19 protein-coding genes and 1 pseudogene are annotated in these 15660 nt (G+C 51.5%); 15 read left to right on the top strand and 5 right to left on the bottom strand.

Features of this window, described 5'->3' with window-relative positions; translation table 11 throughout:
- Nucleotides 1-43 precede the first annotated feature (43 nt).
- Nucleotides 44-925 (bottom strand): heme o synthase, encoded by an 882-nt coding sequence (gene cyoE / locus B9Z46_RS04470; RefSeq protein WP_055361866.1) that lies wholly within the window; start codon nt 923-925, stop codon nt 44-46.
- 198 nt (nt 926-1123) lie between these two features.
- Here cyoE and B9Z46_RS04465 point away from each other — a divergent pair, with 198 nt between their 5' ends.
- From B9Z46_RS04465 to B9Z46_RS04440, 6 genes and pseudogenes are all read left to right on the top strand, one after another.
- Nucleotides 1124-1792, top strand: a complete 669-nt coding sequence (locus B9Z46_RS04465; protein WP_108254677.1) for a c-type cytochrome — start codon at nt 1124-1126, stop codon at nt 1790-1792.
- 72 nt (nt 1793-1864) lie between these two features.
- Nucleotides 1865-2671: pseudogene (gene coxB / locus B9Z46_RS04460) on the top strand (cytochrome c oxidase subunit II); the annotation flags it as partial.
- A 100-nt stretch (nt 2672-2771) separates the two neighbouring features.
- On the top strand, nt 2772-4403 hold the full coding sequence (ctaD, locus tag B9Z46_RS04455) for a cytochrome c oxidase subunit I (protein ID WP_108254675.1): 1632 nt from the start codon (nt 2772-2774) through the stop codon (nt 4401-4403).
- 29 nt (nt 4404-4432) lie between these two features.
- Nucleotides 4433-4978, top strand: coding sequence for a cytochrome c oxidase assembly protein (locus tag B9Z46_RS04450; protein ID WP_108254674.1), 546 nt, complete (start codon nt 4433-4435; stop codon nt 4976-4978).
- Nucleotides 4975-5187: a DUF2970 domain-containing protein gene (locus B9Z46_RS04445; protein WP_055360059.1), complete on the top strand. Its 213-nt coding sequence runs from the start codon at nt 4975-4977 to the stop codon at nt 5185-5187. Before B9Z46_RS04450 ends, B9Z46_RS04445 begins: the two co-directional genes overlap by 4 nt.
- Before the next feature lie 14 nt (nt 5188-5201).
- Nucleotides 5202-6083 (top strand): cytochrome c oxidase subunit 3, encoded by an 882-nt coding sequence (locus B9Z46_RS04440; protein WP_055360060.1) that lies wholly within the window; start codon nt 5202-5204, stop codon nt 6081-6083.
- Nucleotides 6084-6122: 39 nt separating this feature from the next.
- Here the strand turns inward: B9Z46_RS04440 and B9Z46_RS04435 are convergent, their stop codons facing one another.
- Nucleotides 6123-6344: a twin transmembrane helix small protein gene (locus B9Z46_RS04435; protein ID WP_108254673.1), complete on the bottom strand. Its 222-nt coding sequence runs from the start codon at nt 6342-6344 to the stop codon at nt 6123-6125.
- A gap of 87 nt (nt 6345-6431) precedes the next feature.
- Here B9Z46_RS04435 and B9Z46_RS04430 point away from each other — a divergent pair, with 87 nt between their 5' ends.
- Genes B9Z46_RS04430 through B9Z46_RS04390 form a run of 9 tightly spaced genes read left to right on the top strand, consistent with a single transcriptional unit; the run spans nt 6432 to nt 12917 of the window.
- On the top strand, nt 6432-7151 hold the full coding sequence (locus tag B9Z46_RS04430) for an SURF1 family protein (RefSeq protein ID WP_158268398.1): 720 nt from the start codon (nt 6432-6434) through the stop codon (nt 7149-7151).
- Complete coding sequence (locus tag B9Z46_RS04425; protein ID WP_108254671.1) at nt 7144-7836, top strand: hypothetical protein; 693 nt, start codon at nt 7144-7146, stop codon at nt 7834-7836. Before B9Z46_RS04430 ends, B9Z46_RS04425 begins: the two co-directional genes overlap by 8 nt.
- A 7-nt stretch (nt 7837-7843) precedes the next feature.
- Nucleotides 7844-8299 carry an NINE protein gene (locus B9Z46_RS04420; RefSeq protein ID WP_108254670.1) on the top strand — a complete coding sequence of 152 codons (456 nt, stop codon included), beginning with the start codon at nt 7844-7846 and terminating at the stop codon, nt 8297-8299.
- Nucleotides 8300-8313: 14 nt separating this feature from the next.
- Nucleotides 8314-8745, top strand: a complete 432-nt coding sequence (locus B9Z46_RS04415; protein ID WP_108254669.1) for a hypothetical protein — start codon at nt 8314-8316, stop codon at nt 8743-8745.
- Nucleotides 8738-10351, top strand: coding sequence for a hypothetical protein (locus B9Z46_RS04410; protein WP_108254668.1), 1614 nt, complete (start codon nt 8738-8740; stop codon nt 10349-10351). The genes B9Z46_RS04415 and B9Z46_RS04410 overlap by 8 nt, the downstream gene beginning before the upstream one ends.
- Nucleotides 10332-11468, top strand: a complete 1137-nt coding sequence (locus tag B9Z46_RS04405; RefSeq protein ID WP_146179220.1) for a hypothetical protein — start codon at nt 10332-10334, stop codon at nt 11466-11468. The genes B9Z46_RS04410 and B9Z46_RS04405 overlap by 20 nt, the downstream gene beginning before the upstream one ends.
- Entirely contained in the window at nt 11465-12163 is a 699-nt protein-coding gene (gene flgA / locus B9Z46_RS04400) for a flagellar basal body P-ring formation chaperone FlgA (RefSeq protein WP_108254666.1), read from the top strand. The genes B9Z46_RS04405 and flgA overlap by 4 nt, the downstream gene beginning before the upstream one ends.
- Before the next feature lie 8 nt (nt 12164-12171).
- Complete coding sequence (gene flgM, locus B9Z46_RS04395; RefSeq protein WP_108254665.1) at nt 12172-12495, top strand: flagellar biosynthesis anti-sigma factor FlgM; 324 nt, start codon at nt 12172-12174, stop codon at nt 12493-12495.
- Nucleotides 12496-12524: 29 nt separating this feature from the next.
- On the top strand, nt 12525-12917 hold the full coding sequence (locus B9Z46_RS04390; protein ID WP_108254664.1) for a hypothetical protein: 393 nt from the start codon (nt 12525-12527) through the stop codon (nt 12915-12917).
- Nucleotides 12918-12928: 11 nt separating this feature from the next.
- Here the strand turns inward: B9Z46_RS04390 and B9Z46_RS04385 are convergent, their stop codons facing one another.
- Genes B9Z46_RS04385 through flhF form a run of 3 tightly spaced genes read right to left on the bottom strand, consistent with a single transcriptional unit; the run spans nt 12929 to nt 15658 of the window.
- A complete protein-coding gene (locus B9Z46_RS04385; RefSeq protein WP_108254663.1) occupies nt 12929-13606 on the bottom strand; it encodes a FliA/WhiG family RNA polymerase sigma factor in 678 nt (225 codons plus the stop codon).
- Nucleotide 13607: 1 nt separating this feature from the next.
- Nucleotides 13608-14366, bottom strand: a complete 759-nt coding sequence (locus B9Z46_RS04380; RefSeq protein WP_108254662.1) for a hypothetical protein — start codon at nt 14364-14366, stop codon at nt 13608-13610.
- On the bottom strand, nt 14366-15658 hold the full coding sequence (gene flhF, locus B9Z46_RS04375) for a flagellar biosynthesis protein FlhF (RefSeq protein WP_108254661.1): 1293 nt from the start codon (nt 15656-15658) through the stop codon (nt 14366-14368). The genes B9Z46_RS04380 and flhF overlap by 1 nt, the downstream gene beginning before the upstream one ends.
- Nucleotides 15659-15660: the final 2 nt, after the last annotated feature.

The raw sequence follows: 15660 nt of genomic DNA, 5'->3' as shown, positions 1-15660 counted from the left end.
TGAAGACTTGTGGCGCAATGCCAAGTGCTTCTGAAAAATTGACTTAAGTCAAGATGTAGTGGTCAAGCAGCAGTACTGCAAAGAGCGCCGTGAGATGAATCAGCGAAAAGCGAAATGTTTTGCGCGCCAATTCGTCTGAATATTTTTTAAACAGTGCAACGGCATAGGCAATGAAGCCGATGCTCAACACCACGGCGCCTGCCAAGTAAATCCAAGAACTCATGCCAAATGCAAACGGCATCAAGCAAGACGCTGCCAGCAAAAAGGTGTAGAGCAAAATTTGCAGCCGTGTGAAATCATTGCCATGCGTGACGGGCAACATGGGCAAGCCTGATTTGCGATAGTCCTCAACGCGGTACAAAGCCAACGCCCAAAAATGGGGCGGCGTCCACAGAAAAATGATCAGGAAAAGAATGGCGGCTTCTGCGCCCACTTCGCCAGTCATGGCGGCCCAGCCCAAGACAGGTGGCATGGCGCCAGAAGCGCCTCCAATGACGATGTTTTGAGGCGTCATGGGCTTGAGAATCAGGGTGTAAATGACGGCATAGCCCACGAAGGTGGCGAAGGTCAACCACATGGTGATGGGGTTGATCCACACGAACAAAATGAACGAGCCAATGGCGCACAGCGTGGCTGAAAAAATCAGGGCTTGCATGTCAGACAACTCGCCCTTGGCGGTGGGCCGCCAAGATGTTCTGCGCATCTTGGCATCAATGGTTTTTTCAACCAAACAATTGAAGGCCGCTGCTGCGCCTGCAACCAGCCAAATGCCCAAGCTGGCCAGCGCCATTCTTTGCCACTCGTCCCACGTGGGAAGTCCTGGTACAGCCAGCACCATGCCAATCAGCGCGCAGAACACAATCAGCTGAATAACCCTTGGCTTAGTGAGTGCGTTGTACTGTTTAAAAAGGGGGCCAATGTTCATTTGTGACTTTGTTTGGATAATGTCGCTCAAGGGCAAGTTGCGGATCTCAATATGAGTCTAAAAATTTTCAGGAAGTAAGTTTTTAGTAATGTTCTACCGAGGCAAGCTTGGCATGCGCAAGGCGCTTTGCGCTTTATTCGCTAAGAGCCAACTATGTATAATATTTGATTTAGATCAACCACAACTAATTTTTTCAGAATGCGTCCCATGAGTTTCAAATCTTTTGCCATTGCGGCAGCTTTGTTCGCGGGCATGGCTGGCCAAATGTCAGTCGCGCAAGACCTTAAGGGTGATGTTCAGGCTGGAGAGAAAAAAATTGCCATGTGCATTGGTTGCCATGGCATTGTTGGCTACCAAGCCAGCTTTCCATCCGTCTACAAAGTGCCCATGATTTCTGGACAAGGTGCAAAGTACATTGCCAATGCATTGAATGCCTACAAAACTGGTGAGCGCAAGCACCCCACCATGCGCAGTGTTGCTTTGGGTTTGACACCTCAGGATGTGGCTGATGTATCGGCTTATTACGAATTGCATGGCAACACCTTGCCAGCACCCGATCAAATTGCCCCTGCGCCTGCAAAGGTTGCTGAATTGTTGACCAAAGGCGGTTGTGCTGGTTGCCACGGTGCCAATTACAGCAAGCCCACCACGCCCGATTTCCCCAAGCTGGCCGGTCAGCACAAGGACTACTTGTACATGGCACTGAAATCTTACAAAGAAGAAGGCTCTAGCACTTGGGGTCGTAACAATGCTGTCATGGGCGGCGTTGCAAAGCAATATTCTTTGGCCGAGCTCAAAATGATTGCAGATTATTTGGGCAGCCAACAAGGGGAACTCAAAGTTGTTCCTCAGTCCAAATTCCGTTGATACCGGTTGGTCATCTTCTGCCCTGTTTTTCGAGGATTTAAAGTGAATAAATTGAGCCAACATTGGAAAAAAATTGCCAACTGCAGCGCGTTTGCTTTGGCTGGTTTGACATCGTCTGCCTATGCTGTCAAAGACTTGCCTGGCGGCCCCGCAGTCAACCAATTGAATTTGCATGCACCCGCAACCAAGTTGGCGGCAGACCAAGCCAGCTTGCACGTTTTCATGATGATCATTTGCTTGGTCATCTTCGTGGCTGTTTTTGGTGTGATGTTCTATTCCATCTTTAAGCACCGCAAATCATTGGGTCACAAGCCTGCCCATTTCCACGAGTCTGTCAAAGTTGAAATTGCTTGGACCCTGGCGCCTTTCATCATTGTGATTTTCATGGCCATTCCCGCCACCAAAACAGTGATTGCGCAAAAAGACACTTCCAATGCTGACCTCACCATCAAGGCCACAGGCCATCAGTGGCGTTGGGGTTATGACTACATCAAAGGCGAAGGCGAGGGCATCTCCTTCATTTCATCCTTGGACAATTCACACCGCATCTTGTCAAACGCAGGTGCTAAGGGTGACATGCCCGATGATTACCTCTTGAAAGTCGACAATCCCTTGGTTGTGCCTGTTGGCAAAAAGATTCGAATCATCACAACAGCTTCCGACGTGATTCACGCATTTGCTGTGCCTTCATTCGGTATCAAGCAAGATGCTATTCCAGGCTTTGTACGCGACACCCATTTCTTGGCTGAGCGCACAGGCATGTTCTATGGCCAGTGCCAAGAGTTGTGCGGTAAAGAGCACGCTTACATGCCTATCAATGTGCAAGTTCTGTCCGAGGCTGATTACTCAGCTTGGGTCCAAAAGAAAAAGGCTGAAGCAGCTCCTGCTGCAGCCAAGAATGAAGCCGCTCCAGCTGCGCAAGTAGCCCAAGCGCCTGTTTCTGAAAAGAAGTGATTGAGTTGAAAGACTGAGGTAAACCATGAGTTCCATTTCCCATTCTGACGGCGGCTTTGTCGATTCACACGCTCACGATGACCACGATCATCACCCCCACGGCTGGCGCCGTTGGGTCTACGCGACCAACCACAAAGACATTGGTACTTTGTACCTGTTGTTTGCATTCACCATGTTGATGTTGGGTGGCGTTTTGGCGCTGCTCATCCGTGCTGAGTTGTTCCAACCTGGCTTGCAAATCGTCAACCCCGAGTTGTTCAATCAATTGACCACCATGCACGGTTTGATCATGGTGTTTGGCGCCATCATGCCGGCCTTCGTGGGCTTTGCAAACTGGATGATTCCTTTGCAAATTGGTGCATCCGACATGGCCTTTGCCCGCATGAACAACTTCAGCTTCTGGCTGATGATTCCTGCTGCATTGATGTTGTCTTCTACGTTCTTCATGCCAGGTGGCGCACCTGCTGCTGGCTGGACGCTGTATGCACCGCTCACCATGCAAATGGGCCCCTCCATGGACGTTGCAATTTTTGCATTGCACATCCTGGGCGCTTCTTCCATCATGGGTTCGATCAACATCATCGTCACCATCTTGAACATGCGCGCACCTGACATGCCGCTCATGAAGATGCCTATGTTCGTTTGGACATGGCTCATCACGGCTTTCTTGTTGATTGCTGTGATGCCAGTGTTGGCCGGTGTGATTACCATGACGCTCACAGACCGTCACTTTGGTACCACCTTCTTCAATCCTGCAGCAGGCGGTGACCCCGTCATGTTCCAGCACATTTTCTGGTTCTTCGGTCACCCCGAGGTGTACATCATGATCTTGCCAGCCTTCGGCATCGTCAGCCAGATCATCCCTGCATTCGCACGTAAAAAGTTGTTCGGCTACTCTTCAATGGTTTACGCCACTGCTTCTATTGCGATTCTGTCCTTCATTGTGTGGGCTCACCACATGTACACCACTGGCATGCCAGTGACTGGTCAGTTGTTCTTCATGTACGCCACCATGTTGATTTCAGTGCCTACCGGCGTGAAAGTGTTCAACTGGGTTGCCACCATGTGGAGAGGCTCCATGACGTTTGAAACCCCCATGCTGTTTGCTGTGGGCTTCATCTTCGTGTTCACCATGGGTGGTTTCACAGGTTTGATCTTGTCCATGGCGCCTATCGATTTGCAATTGCAAGACGGTTACTACGTTGTGGCCCACTTCCACTATGTGTTGGTGGCGGGTTCCTTGTTTGCCATGTTCGCTGGCGCCTACTACTGGCTGCCTAAGTGGTCTGGTGTGATGTACAACGAAGCACGCGGTAAGTTGCACTTCTGGTGGACTCTGATTGCGTTCAACGTCACATTCTTCCCCATGCACTTCTTGGGCTTGGCCGGTATGCCTCGTCGCTATGCCGACTACCCCATGCAGTTTGCTGACTTCAACGCCATTGCATCAGTCGGTTCATTCTTCTTCGGTTTTGCGCAGGTTTATTTCTTCTTCTTCATCGTCTTGCCTTGCATGCTCGGTAAAGGTGAAAAAGCTGCTCAACAACCTTGGGAAGGTGCGGAAGGTTTGGAGTGGGAAGTGCCTTCACCAGCCCCACATCACACTTACGAAACACCGCCCAAGCTGAATGCTGACGCCAACAAGGTCATTGGTTAATTCCAAACCTGTCTAACAGTACAACCAACATGCAAACCAACTTTCAGTTGATGCGTAAGCTCCTCATGGTGAGCTTGGGCATGTTTGCATTTGGTTACATGTTGGTCCCCCTCTACGAAGCTTTTTGTGAGTGGACGGGTTCCAATGTGTTGTCACTGAGCGAGCGCGAGTCTAAAAACTCCATGAATGGTCGAGCGGGCATGCCCCTCAATACGCAGGTAGACACCTCCAGAACCATTTCAGTGGAGTTTGACACCAACGTACGGGGACCATGGAACTTTGCCCCCATGACTCGTTCATTGAATGTGCATCCTGGCGAGCTGGTCACGGTGATGTTTGAATTTCAGAACATTCAAAATCGCACCATGTCAGCGCAAGCCATTCCAAGTTATGCCCCGCAACAGGCGGCGTCTTACTTCAACAAAGTCGAGTGTTTCTGTTTCAATCAGTACACCCTGGCGCCCGGAGAAAAGAAGCTTTGGCCTGTGACTTTTTACATCAACCCCAAAATGTCCAAAGACGTGAAGACCATCACTTTGTCTTACACATTTTTTGAGGTAGGTTCTAGCGTATGAGCAATCTTGAGCAAGCCCCTAAGGCAAGCCCATCATTACTACGCGCTTTTGTCATGGTTGCATGGTCCTTCTTTGGCATTCGCAAAGGTTCTGAGCACCGTCAAGATCTCTTGACTGTCAAACCTCTGCAAATTGTCATCGTTGGCATTATTTGTGGTTTATTGTTTGTTTCGTTTTTGGCCTTCGTGGTCAACTTTGTCACGAGTTAAGTAGGAGAAGAGTTATGAGTGCCAATTCGCACGCCAACGCCCCACATTACTATGTGCCGGCCCCATCCAGGCACCCTGCCATGGCATCTTTGGGTTTGTTTTTCGTCATCATGGGCGCAAGCCAATTGGTGAACGACAGTCCTTGGGGTAAGTATGCTTTGTTGATGGGCATGGTCATTTGGTTGACCACCTTGTACCAATGGTTTGGTGATGCCATCGACGAAAGCCTGCATGGTCAATACGGTGCGCGCATCGACAAGTCCTTCCGCTGGAGCATGAGCTGGTTCATCTTCTCCGAAGTGATGTTTTTTGCGGCCTTTTTTGGCGCTTTGTGGTGGTCACGCATTCACGCTGTTCCCAATTTGGGCGGCGAAGCTAACAGCCTTCTTTGGCCTGGATTTACAGCGGACTGGCCTAGCATGGTCGCCGGCGCAACAGCCTCTCCAGCCAAGATCATTGAAGAATTCAAAACTGTCGGTCCCTTCTGGTTGCCAACCATCAACACGGCTTTGTTGTTGACTTCGGGTGTCACTATGACCATTGCGCATCATGCGTTGCGAGAAAACAATCGCGGCAAAACCATCGCATTCATGTGGATGACGGTTTTACTGGGCGTGATCTTCTTGCTGTGCCAAGGTTACGAATATGCTCACGCCTATTCAGACCTCAACTTGAAGCTGTCTTCTGGTATCTATGGTTCTACGTTCTACATGTTGACTGGCTTTCACGGTTTCCACGTGTTCGTGGGCATGTTGATGTTGCTCGTCATTACATTGCGTTTGCAAAAAGGTCACTTCACAGCTGACAGCCACTTCGGTTTTGAAGGTGCTGCTTGGTACTGGCACTTTGTGGACGTGGTGTGGTTGGGCCTGTACATCGTGGTGTACTGGTTCTAAACAGAATTCAATTAAAAAAGCCCCTTCAAGGGGCTTTTTTTATGCGCCGACTGGGATGCCGGTGGGTTGGATCCAACCCATGACGTACGAGAAGATGATAGTCAAAAATAGAAAGACCGAGATGCCGATGCGCCACGTTAAAGCATTGGCCATCCGTTTGGCCTTGTCTTGCTCATCGGGCCCGCCGCGAACCATGAACAAACCAGCTGCAAGCAAGCTGCCAATAATGCCAATCAAGGCAACGATGATCCAATATTTCATCCTGCTATTATCCTTTCAAATGGCCAGCACCTTTCAAACATTCTGATGAGCACTTCGAACATGACTTCTGAAAGGGCAAATTTTGGGATGTTCTCAAAAACTTGGTTTGTCATCCTGCTGGCAACATTGTTGGTCTCTGGCATCACAGCCAAGCTAGGCTTTTGGCAATTGGGTCGTGCACAAACCAAAGAAACACTGAATGCCATCACAGTGGCACGCCAATTAGAGCCTGCTTTGCTTAACGACGACTGGGCTTCTGGGGTCGTGCCCGAAGATTGGATGCAAAGAAGTGCAGATCTGGATGGGCAATGGTTGCCTCAATTCACGGTCTACCTCGACAACCGCAGCATGAAGTCGCAAACAGGGTTCTTTGTCCTCACACCTTTTCAATTGAGCAATGGCCCTGTTTTGTTGGTGCAACGGGGTTGGGTTGCCCGTGACCGCGCGCGCAGTGATTTTTTGCCGCCCGTTCCAACACCTCAAGGCAAAGTCACCCTTCAAGGGCGGGTTGTTCCTTCACCATCTAAATTGATGGAGTTGGGCGCACCTGCCCCCGTCAAAGAAGGGTTTAATCTGCTCAGGCAAAATATCGACTTACAAGAGTTTGGTCTTGAGACAAAACTCCCAATGCTTGCAACACTTCAGCAAACAAACGACGCATCCGATGGCTTGCTCCGCGAATGGCCAAAATCCATTTCGGGTGCCGATAAAAATCGCGGTTATGCGTTTCAATGGTTTGCTTTGTCTGCTTTAACCCTCATTCTCTTTGCTTGGTTCCAAGTCTGGAAAAAACGAAAACATGTCTGACCCCAAATCGCCTGATGACTTGAAGCCAATTGGTTTGACGGTCTACGATCTACCGCAACCCACATCCAGTTCCTTGTCTGAATCCTCGCGGACGCGGGGTGGACGTTTGTACATGATGTTGGTGCTTTTGGCATGCGCTGCACCTGTTGTTTTGTCTTATTTAACTTACTACGTCATCCGTCCTGAAGGACGTGTGCACCACGGTGAATTGATTGAGCCACAACGCATGCTGCCGGCATGGAGTGCCAAAGATCTTCAAGGCAAAGAAACACCGCTCGTCACTCTCAAGGGGCAGTGGCTACTGGTGGCCGTGGGCTCGGGCGAATGCGGTGAAAAGTGCGAGCGCCTGTTGTTTGTTCAACGCCAGTTGCACAAATTGTTGAACAAAGAAAGTGACCGTTTGGACCGTGTTTGGCTGCTGAACGATCAAGCCGCACCCAAGGGTGAACTCCTCTCGGCCATTGAGGGAGCAACTGTTTTGCGTGTGCCTGCAGATCAACTGTCTCAATGGCTGGCGCCTGCAAATGGCCGTGCGCTTGAAGAGCACTTGTATTTAATCGATCCAATGGGAAACTGGATGATGCGCTTCAACTATCCAGATGATGCCAAAACTGTCGTTGACATGAAACGCGATGTGGAGCGCTTATTGCGCGCATCAGTTTCGTGGGACAAAGCAGGTCGTTAAGAACTATATGAAATCCAAAACACTCGCAACCTGGCTAACTTTTGTGTTGGGCCCTTTGGGAATTCATCGCTTTTATTTAAAAGGTCTCCAAGATACCTTGGGATGGTTCATGCCGATCCCTACTGCCTTGGGTGTTTGGGGCTTCGAGCGTGTTCAGGCCTATGGTCTGGACGACACACTCAGTTGGGTTTTGCTGCCCATTTTTGGCATCCACATTGCTGCGTGTAGCTTGCAAGCCATTGTTTATGGCTTGTCTACACCCGAGAAATGGAATGCGCAATTCAACCCTCAAGCGGATCCCAAGGATTTGGCAGGTAAAAGCAACTGGTTTACTGTTTTTGGCATCATTTTTAGCTTGTTGATCGGTACTGCGGCCTTAATGTCGGCCATCGCTTATGGCACGCAGCGTTACTTTGAAACACAGCTAGAAAATCAAGAGCAAGCGAGTACAGCACAGCATTAGAATGACGGCTATCTATGCAGATACCTTCAGATCCTAGCGAAAGCCAAGCGACCGCCACTTGGGGCCCTTCGGTCCAATGGATCGGCGTTCAGTGGCAAGGGGGCTTCTATGCTTTGCCTTTGTCTAGCATTGCATCAGTTTTCAAGGCATCACCTTCTAATGCGCACGCGGCACAGTCCGATTTAGATGTTGAAGTCCATGACGGTGCCCCAGTTTTCATGAGATCCTTCTCGCAATGCTTTGATTTGGGCGCTCAGCCTGTGCCCAGCCAGGTGCAAGAAGAATTTCGCTGGGCGCTGATTGTTAATGTGCCTGGCAGCGCACCCATCGGATGCCGTGTGCATCAAGTGCTGGGCCCTTTCTGGGATGAGCTGAAATCAACCTCCGTGCAACATGATGGTCGTGATTGGCTTTTGATACAAGCCCGCGGAGCAATGCATGCTTGAGGCTCGCAAACTCAGCGCACAAGTTCAGCAAGAACTGGGTGGCCGTGCTTGGTCCGCGTTGTTTGTGAGCATTTGGTTGGCCACCTTGACCGTCATCGCCAGCCTTTGGATTGGCGCCAACTTTGAAGCACCTGCACCAGACAAAACACAAGAAAAATTAACTGAAGCGCATGCCCAAGTTTTGGAAGTCGTTGCGCGTCTTTCTACTGCTGTGTCAGCAGACCAAGAAATCAACCTTGAGCTTTTCGAGCAATTGTCTTCTTTGCAAGCGCCCTTGCTAGAGTTTGGCCAGAAAGCAGCCGCAGGCCTTCGCCTTGCACCCGACACCAAAGACGCTCAAAACTGGCCAGGCAAAGTGAACGTCATGTTAGATGATCTCAAAATATTGAGCGAGTCTAAAGAAATGCTCATGAGCTATGCAAGTTTGCGTGATGCGTTGTTTGGTTTGTATCGACCCAAAGGTCCCGTGAATCCAAAGCAATTCGCAGAGGGTACGCCTGCAAAAGCTTTGTATGCGGCCGTTTTGAAATGGCATCAACTGGGTTTACCCGCGGATGCACCCGCCAAAGCAAGCTTGCCTTTCACTTGGGACCAATTGGCCAAATCTAAAACGCACTGGCGCGAGATCAGCGCCCAATTGGACGCCCTTGAATTGGACGCCAAACAAATTCAAGACGTGGGCAAAGCCAAAGTGGCCAAAGACATGTTGGCATTTCTCTCAAAAAATGATGTGATGCAGTCCCTCCGAACTGCAGACGACACTTGGGCTCGCGTTATTTTGGTGCAAGAGCGTTTGCATTCTGCTGTGAATCAGTTGCCGCCTGAGCCTAAAGCCATATTGGCATCACCTCCTTTCCATTGGTCACGTTTGGCTTTTCCGGGATCGGTGTCTGAAGGCATGATGACATGCGCTGGTTTGATGGTGCTTGGTTTGTTGACAGCAGCCGCCGGTCATTTGACACGTCGTCGCCAACTGGGCGTGCTGTCAAAACAATGGCTCACAGTGACGCAACAACTTGAAGCTTCCGTTCGCGCTGTGGATGCCCCTTTGACACAATCGATTGCACGCATTGAAGCATTGGCTGCAGAGTTTTCGCTCGTGACGGACAAGTTGAAATATATGCAACAAGCCATCACATCACCCGCAGAAGCGCCGCCCAAAAGCATGGAAGAGCAAGCCTGGGGTGCTGCCACGCGCATGCAAGCTGAACTGGAAAGTGACCTGAACTTGTTGCGCGAAAAGTTGCTCAACATTCACCTTCAGTTTTGCAGTGGCCAAACACACGAGAACTTGGTTTATGACTTGGCTTTCACTACCGAAGCTGTGCAAACGGTTTTCGTGACAGCGCGCGACCTAGGTCGCTCAGTGGCCTTGCTGAAAGACAGCTTGCAGCAAGCGGAAGCGCAGGGTGATGGCCAAGACATTGAACAGCTGTTGTCTCAAGTGAACAACCTCAAAGCGTCAGCCAAGCGCATTGCCATGAACCTGCAAGAGCTGTCGGGTCGATTGCAATTGGCTGTTGGCGATGTGCCAGAAGGTCGACGTTTTGAATTAGAGGGTTCAGAAAATGAAGTCGGGAGGCTGCGTGTCAACCAACCGATATGATCATTTAAGTTTGGTGGTGGCCGATGCCGAGCGCAGCTTGGAAGGTTTGCAGCACAGCTTGCGCGGCGGCTCTGATGACATGATGCAAGGTGCATTGCACTGTCGTGACTTGTCTGCAGCGCTGTCCATATTAGGGTTAGACACTGTGGCGGGTCTCATAGATGATGTGGCGCGCCAAATGACGCTGGGTCAACCCAGCGTGATCGATGTGGCCAATGGCTTGTTGCCCGTAGTGTCTCAAGTCATCAAAGACATTCAGCTGGGCCAAGTGCCCAACGCAGAGAAGCAGCTCAAACTCTGGGAGCCTTGGTTGTCTCGGCTGCAAGTGTTGGTCACACGAGACTCTGCGTCACTCAGTAACTTTGAGGCCGTCATGCCCAAGGCAGTGGGCTCGCAACTGGTGGGCGCTGCAGATCCTGGCTTCAAAGCGCTGCGCCTCAAAGGCCTCAGCTTGATTCAAAACGCGCGCATTGTGAATCAGCGTGACGACGAACGCACGGTTCGTCAAATGGACGCCTTGCTCAGTGAATTGCAAGATTGGTCATTGCGCGTGGGCCAAGTGCCGTTGGCGCAATTGTTTCCACTGTCTGCCCACGAAATGGTGGACATTTGGTTAGACGCAGCGCTGCTTGAACAACTCGACGCTTTGCGAGACTTCGGCGCCAAGGCAGAAAGCATCAAGGCGCAGTCTAGAAGCCTGACCATTTACATGGACTGGGTTGCACCCAGCCTGTCGCATGATGACTATATGCAAATTGGCGAGTGCCTTAAAAAAGTGGCAGGCCACATTAAACGAACCCCAGAAGGTTTTCGCTTGGTGTTCCCTTGCAGCCTCACCCGCATGCGCATGATGCCTTTCATGCGAAACGCGCAACGCTACGTGGCAGCCGCAGGGCAGTTTGTGCAATTTCAACCCGACTCTGAAGATGCTAGCTTTACAGGAACTCTGATGTTGCGGTCAGGCATCGACAACCAGAACCTGCAAGTTGACCGAATGCTGCCCGCCGAGAACATGAATGTTTTTGAAGTGCCTAAGGGCATTGAGCGGCCAGAGGGTGTTTGCGGTGTGGCGCTAGACGGCACCGGTGAAATTTATTATTTCTTAGGGCCGCAATGAAGACCCTCGGCTTGCTTCGACTGCTGGGCGCCATGTTGTTGCCTTGTCTATTGAGCACCTCGGCCTTGGCGGCAGGCTGGACTTCCCAAGCCAGGGATGCCGTCGTTCGGTTTCTCAAAGCCCATCCTTCTTTGGAAGGGCGCGACTATTCGGTGCAATGGACCGAGCCAAGGAATGACCTGCCTATGTGCGAGAAGCAGCCCAGGGTCAGCTTGCAAAATCGCGACCGCGCCTGGGGCAAGCTCTTTTTGACGCTGAACTGCGAGGAGGGCCGGCCTTGGGTGCGTCCCGTCAGCGTGTATGTCATGGTGAAAGGCCGATATCTGGTCGCCAACCAGGCTTTGCGCAAGGGCCAAGCCCTGACTGTGGCCGACTTGCAATGGGCCGAAGGCGACCTGACCAAGATGGGTGACACCCTGCTGGAAGACCTAGAACAGACCAAAAACATGGAGTTGGTCCGCCCCATTCAGGCGCAAACCCCCCTCCGATTAAACGATTTGAAGCCAATCGCCGTAATTAAATCGGGAGACCAAGTTCGGGTCACTTTGCTGGGCAAAGGCTTTGCCATCGACACCTCGGGGCAGGCCATGTCGGCGGCTGCTTTGGGTAGCTCTGTCAAAGTTCGAATTTCTGACGGTAAAATTGTCCAAGGCACCGCAGTTTCCCAGGGTGCCGTGGAAGTGTTGATAGATTAAGGTGCGGCATGATTATCAAAGTAAATGATGTACGAGGATTGGGACAACCACAGGCCACTGGCTTGAATGGTGGTTCTGCTGCTGCGCCTTTGCAACAACCTGCAGGCGGCAAAGCCGAACCTGCTGTTGTTATCGGCCTGAGCGATGCAGCCAAAGTGGCCCAAGCGCAACCCGTGGCCGCCAGCGCTGCCAGCGCCGACAAATTAGACCTCGACTTGGTGCAAGAAATTCGCCAGCGCATTGCTGAAGGTACCTTTGAAATTGACTACCAAAAAGTGGCCGGTAATTTGTTGGGCAACGCAGTGGCTGCCGTTCGTGCAGGCCGCGGCTAATCCCTCCTGAATTTAAAGGTTCAACACACATGAGTCTTCAACATGCTCACAATTTGGTCGAGCAGGTTGCAACCGCCGTGTCCGAACTGCGAACCACATTAGAAAACCACGCGCTACCCGGACTTGAATCTGCCATCTTGAACAGCCAAATGGCATTGAAGGCACTGGAAGACTACCCCGGTGGTGTGGAAGGTTTGCGCCAGTTCATTGCCACGCTGCCCGAAGACGAACAAACACAACTCAACACCCGTTTAACGCAAGCCCGCGATGACCATCAGCTCAACACAGACCTGATCAAGTTGGCCATGCAGCGCAATGCGGCCCTGCAAGCTTATGCTGCGCAATCTTCTGCGGGTGCCACCTACTCAAGCGAGGGCGGTGTGTCGTTCTTGGGTGGCGGTCAGTTGTTGGGCAAGTTCTAAGCTGCCACAGCTCACGCGCCCAACATGGCGCGAATTGAAATCATCGCTTGGGTATGCAGCTGGCTAATGCGGCCGGGCGTTAGGTCCATCACTGCAGCAATTTCTCTGTACGACAAATCTTCCTGATAGTGCAAAGCCACCACCATCTTTTGGTTCTCTGGCAGATCTTTCAAAATCTCAACGACTTGCCCTAAAAACTGTTTGCTGGAAAACTTCTCCAGCGGGTCGGCCGATAAATCAGCGGGCAATAAGTTTTCAGGAATGTCGTCAATGGGCAGCACGTTGAACAGACTGTCGAGCACTTGGTAGTACTCGTTAGATTCCAGGCCTGCGGCTTTCGCCACTTCCTGTTCGGACGGCAAGCGCCCCAAACTTTGCTCCAAGCGTTGCGTTACTTTTTCCAGCTGGTCCAATTTGTCACGTTGATTGCGCGGCAAGATGTCTTCCTTGCGGCACGCATCGTAAATGGCGCCCCGAATGCGCATGCTGGCATAGCTTTCAAAACTTTGATTCGGCTGAGGCACATAGCGCTGCAACGCATCCAACAAACCCGTCATGCCTTCTTGAATCAAATCGTCCAGCATCACATTGGCGGGCAGTCGTGAGCCAATCTGTGACGCAATTCTGCGCACCAGCGGTTGGTATTTTTTGAGCTGCTCACCCAGGTCTTGCTGATACTTGGTGGCCATGTCAGTGGTTGATCAGCAAATGGCGTTTCAGAGTTGCAGTCAGCTCTGGCAGTCCGGTCCAAGCACCCGCCAAGGCGGCACTCATTCGTTCGGTGTTCACAGTGCCCAATACTTGCACGTTTCTCAACAAGTGCGCTTTGGCAGTTTGTGCCAGCCAACTCTGAGCTTGCGCCAGTTGATCTGTGTCACCTGCCAAGACAATGCCCCAAGTAGCAGCGGTGCATTTGGCTTGTGCTTGTTGCATCCAGGTCATGGTTTGCTGCAACTGATCTTCCGAACAAGCACTCACAGCCGTGAAGTGAATCTGTGCGCCATACTTGGCAAAACTTTCAGGCTTGCTGGAAGCGGCACTTACCACAATGCTGTCAAAGCGAACATTGCTGCTGATTAAGCGTGCTGCCAAAGGCTGAACGGGCCTTGCAATGCGATGGGTGTGCAAAGACAAGCCATACCAAAGTGACGGTGACAGCATGGTCACGCCTTGGTCCAGTGCCACATGGCCTTCTATGCTTTTGGACAGATCAAACTTCACAGTGCAGGGCAGTGGCCAGTGCTCTCTGTCGTTCAATGCAACTTCGTCAACCCACAATATGGTTTGGCCGTCGTTCGTCAAATCTTTGCTGAGTGCATCTACCAAGGGCAGGGTCAGAGCTGGCCTAGAAGGGCAGCACAGCACATGAACTGGCGCCGTGGCGTTGCCAAACAAATAGCGCAGCCCAGCAGCCTGGTCGATCAAATCGGAAGACTGCGCGTCACTCATCACGAATTCTTAATCCAGTCGTTCAGCTGGTCCATGAGGTGCATGGAAATTTGCTCATCAGGAATTTCCATGCGGCCAGAAATGCTGCGGGGATGCAAGGCGCGGTGGCTCAAGTAAGCTGTGTTGGCTTGGCTCAAATCTTCTGGCACGCGCTGGCCATTGGCCAAGAACATCAGCGGCAGTTTGTGACGAATGAGGCAATCCACCACAGGGCCAATTTGTGCGGCTTCATCGGTCTTGGTAATGATGGCGCCAATGAGTGCTTTCTGCGCTTCATTTTGCGTGGCCATCTGATGCATCAAGATCACATCTTCTTGGGTGCGCAAGTCGGTGGTGCTGCTCATTACCAAAATGCGTTTCAACGAAGGTGCACCTTCAAGCAGCAACTTGGCTTGCTCCAGCATTTGCGTATCGCGCTGGCTGACACCGGCGGTGTCTAGCAAGATGACGCGGCGATCTTTCATGCTGTTGAGTTTGGTGGTGAGGTCGTCGCTGTCGCGCAAGGTGACCACTGGCACGCCAATGATCTTGGCATACACCTTCAGTTGCTCTTGCGCACCAATGCGGAATGTATCGGTGGTGAGCAGGGCCAATTGGTCGCGGCCATACCGCAGCACACAGCGTGCCGCAATCTTGGCAATGGCGGTAGTCTTGCCTACGCCAGTAGGTCCAATGAACGCGAAGATGCCGCCTGGATCAAACACGGACAAGGGGTCCAGTGTTTCAATTTTGGGTTCTAACAAACTTTGCAGGCGATCGATCAAACGTGTGTTCGGGTCTGCAGGCAGTGCCGCCAATTCATCGGCCAATTCACCGCACAGTTGGGGAGAAAAACCAGCGTTCAACAAAATGCGCAAGGCCTCTGCCTTATCAGTCGATTGCGCTTGAATGTCATCCCAAGCGCGGGCTGACAAATGCGTTTGCAAAAGTTGCTTCACAGCAGAGAACTCGGCCAGCAACTTTTCAACTTGGGGCGCTGTGGGGTTGTCAGCTGCAGAGGCGGGCACAGCAGCTGGCGCAGGAAATCCTGCAGCGGTATTGCTGGTGTCTGGTGAAAAAACAGAATTTGAAGTGGTGGAAATAGAAGTCGTAATCGTTGGCGCAGAAAAATCTGAACTGGCGCCTTCTTTGCGTTGCGACAAACTGCTCAAAGCCTCGGGTGAGATGGCCACAATTTCTACGCCTTGCGGTGTGTCGCGAGTGGACAGCACCATGGCATCCCCGCCCACTTGCTGGCGCACAAGCTTGAGCGCTTCGGTGGTGTTGGCTGCGATGAATTTTTGGGGACCCATGT

The sequence above is a fragment of the Limnohabitans sp. Hippo4 genome, assembly GCF_003063605.1.
GTDB lineage: Bacteria > Pseudomonadota > Gammaproteobacteria > Burkholderiales > Burkholderiaceae_C > Limnohabitans_A.
The sequence above is the reverse complement of the archived record's forward strand: the minus strand, read 5'-3'. Positions and strand labels throughout refer to the sequence as shown.

Bases quoted from the DNA above. Each gene is read 5' to 3' on its own strand.
- cyoE (WP_055361866.1), bottom strand. From the start codon at position 925: ATGAACATTGGCCCCCTTTTTAAACAGTACAACGCACTCACTAAGCCA.
- B9Z46_RS04465 (WP_108254677.1), top strand. From the start codon at position 1,124: ATGCGTCCCATGAGTTTCAAATCTTTTGCCATTGCGGCAGCTTTGTTC.
- ctaD (WP_108254675.1), top strand. From the start codon at position 2,772: ATGAGTTCCATTTCCCATTCTGACGGCGGCTTTGTCGATTCACACGCT.
- B9Z46_RS04450 (WP_108254674.1), top strand. From the start codon at position 4,433: ATGCAAACCAACTTTCAGTTGATGCGTAAGCTCCTCATGGTGAGCTTG.
- B9Z46_RS04445 (WP_055360059.1), top strand. From the start codon at position 4,975: ATGAGCAATCTTGAGCAAGCCCCTAAGGCAAGCCCATCATTACTACGC.
- B9Z46_RS04440 (WP_055360060.1), top strand. From the start codon at position 5,202: ATGAGTGCCAATTCGCACGCCAACGCCCCACATTACTATGTGCCGGCC.
- B9Z46_RS04435 (WP_108254673.1), bottom strand. From the start codon at position 6,344: ATGAAATATTGGATCATCGTTGCCTTGATTGGCATTATTGGCAGCTTG.
- B9Z46_RS04430 (WP_158268398.1), top strand. From the start codon at position 6,432: ATGTTCTCAAAAACTTGGTTTGTCATCCTGCTGGCAACATTGTTGGTC.
- B9Z46_RS04425 (WP_108254671.1), top strand. From the start codon at position 7,144: ATGTCTGACCCCAAATCGCCTGATGACTTGAAGCCAATTGGTTTGACG.
- B9Z46_RS04420 (WP_108254670.1), top strand. From the start codon at position 7,844: ATGAAATCCAAAACACTCGCAACCTGGCTAACTTTTGTGTTGGGCCCT.
- B9Z46_RS04415 (WP_108254669.1), top strand. From the start codon at position 8,314: ATGCAGATACCTTCAGATCCTAGCGAAAGCCAAGCGACCGCCACTTGG.
- B9Z46_RS04410 (WP_108254668.1), top strand. From the start codon at position 8,738: ATGCTTGAGGCTCGCAAACTCAGCGCACAAGTTCAGCAAGAACTGGGT.
- flgA (WP_108254666.1), top strand. From the start codon at position 11,465: ATGAAGACCCTCGGCTTGCTTCGACTGCTGGGCGCCATGTTGTTGCCT.
- flgM (WP_108254665.1), top strand. From the start codon at position 12,172: ATGATTATCAAAGTAAATGATGTACGAGGATTGGGACAACCACAGGCC.
- B9Z46_RS04390 (WP_108254664.1), top strand. From the start codon at position 12,525: ATGAGTCTTCAACATGCTCACAATTTGGTCGAGCAGGTTGCAACCGCC.
- B9Z46_RS04385 (WP_108254663.1), bottom strand. From the start codon at position 13,606: ATGGCCACCAAGTATCAGCAAGACCTGGGTGAGCAGCTCAAAAAATAC.
- B9Z46_RS04380 (WP_108254662.1), bottom strand. From the start codon at position 14,366: ATGAGTGACGCGCAGTCTTCCGATTTGATCGACCAGGCTGCTGGGCTG.
- flhF (WP_108254661.1), bottom strand. From the start codon at position 15,658: ATGGGTCCCCAAAAATTCATCGCAGCCAACACCACCGAAGCGCTCAAG.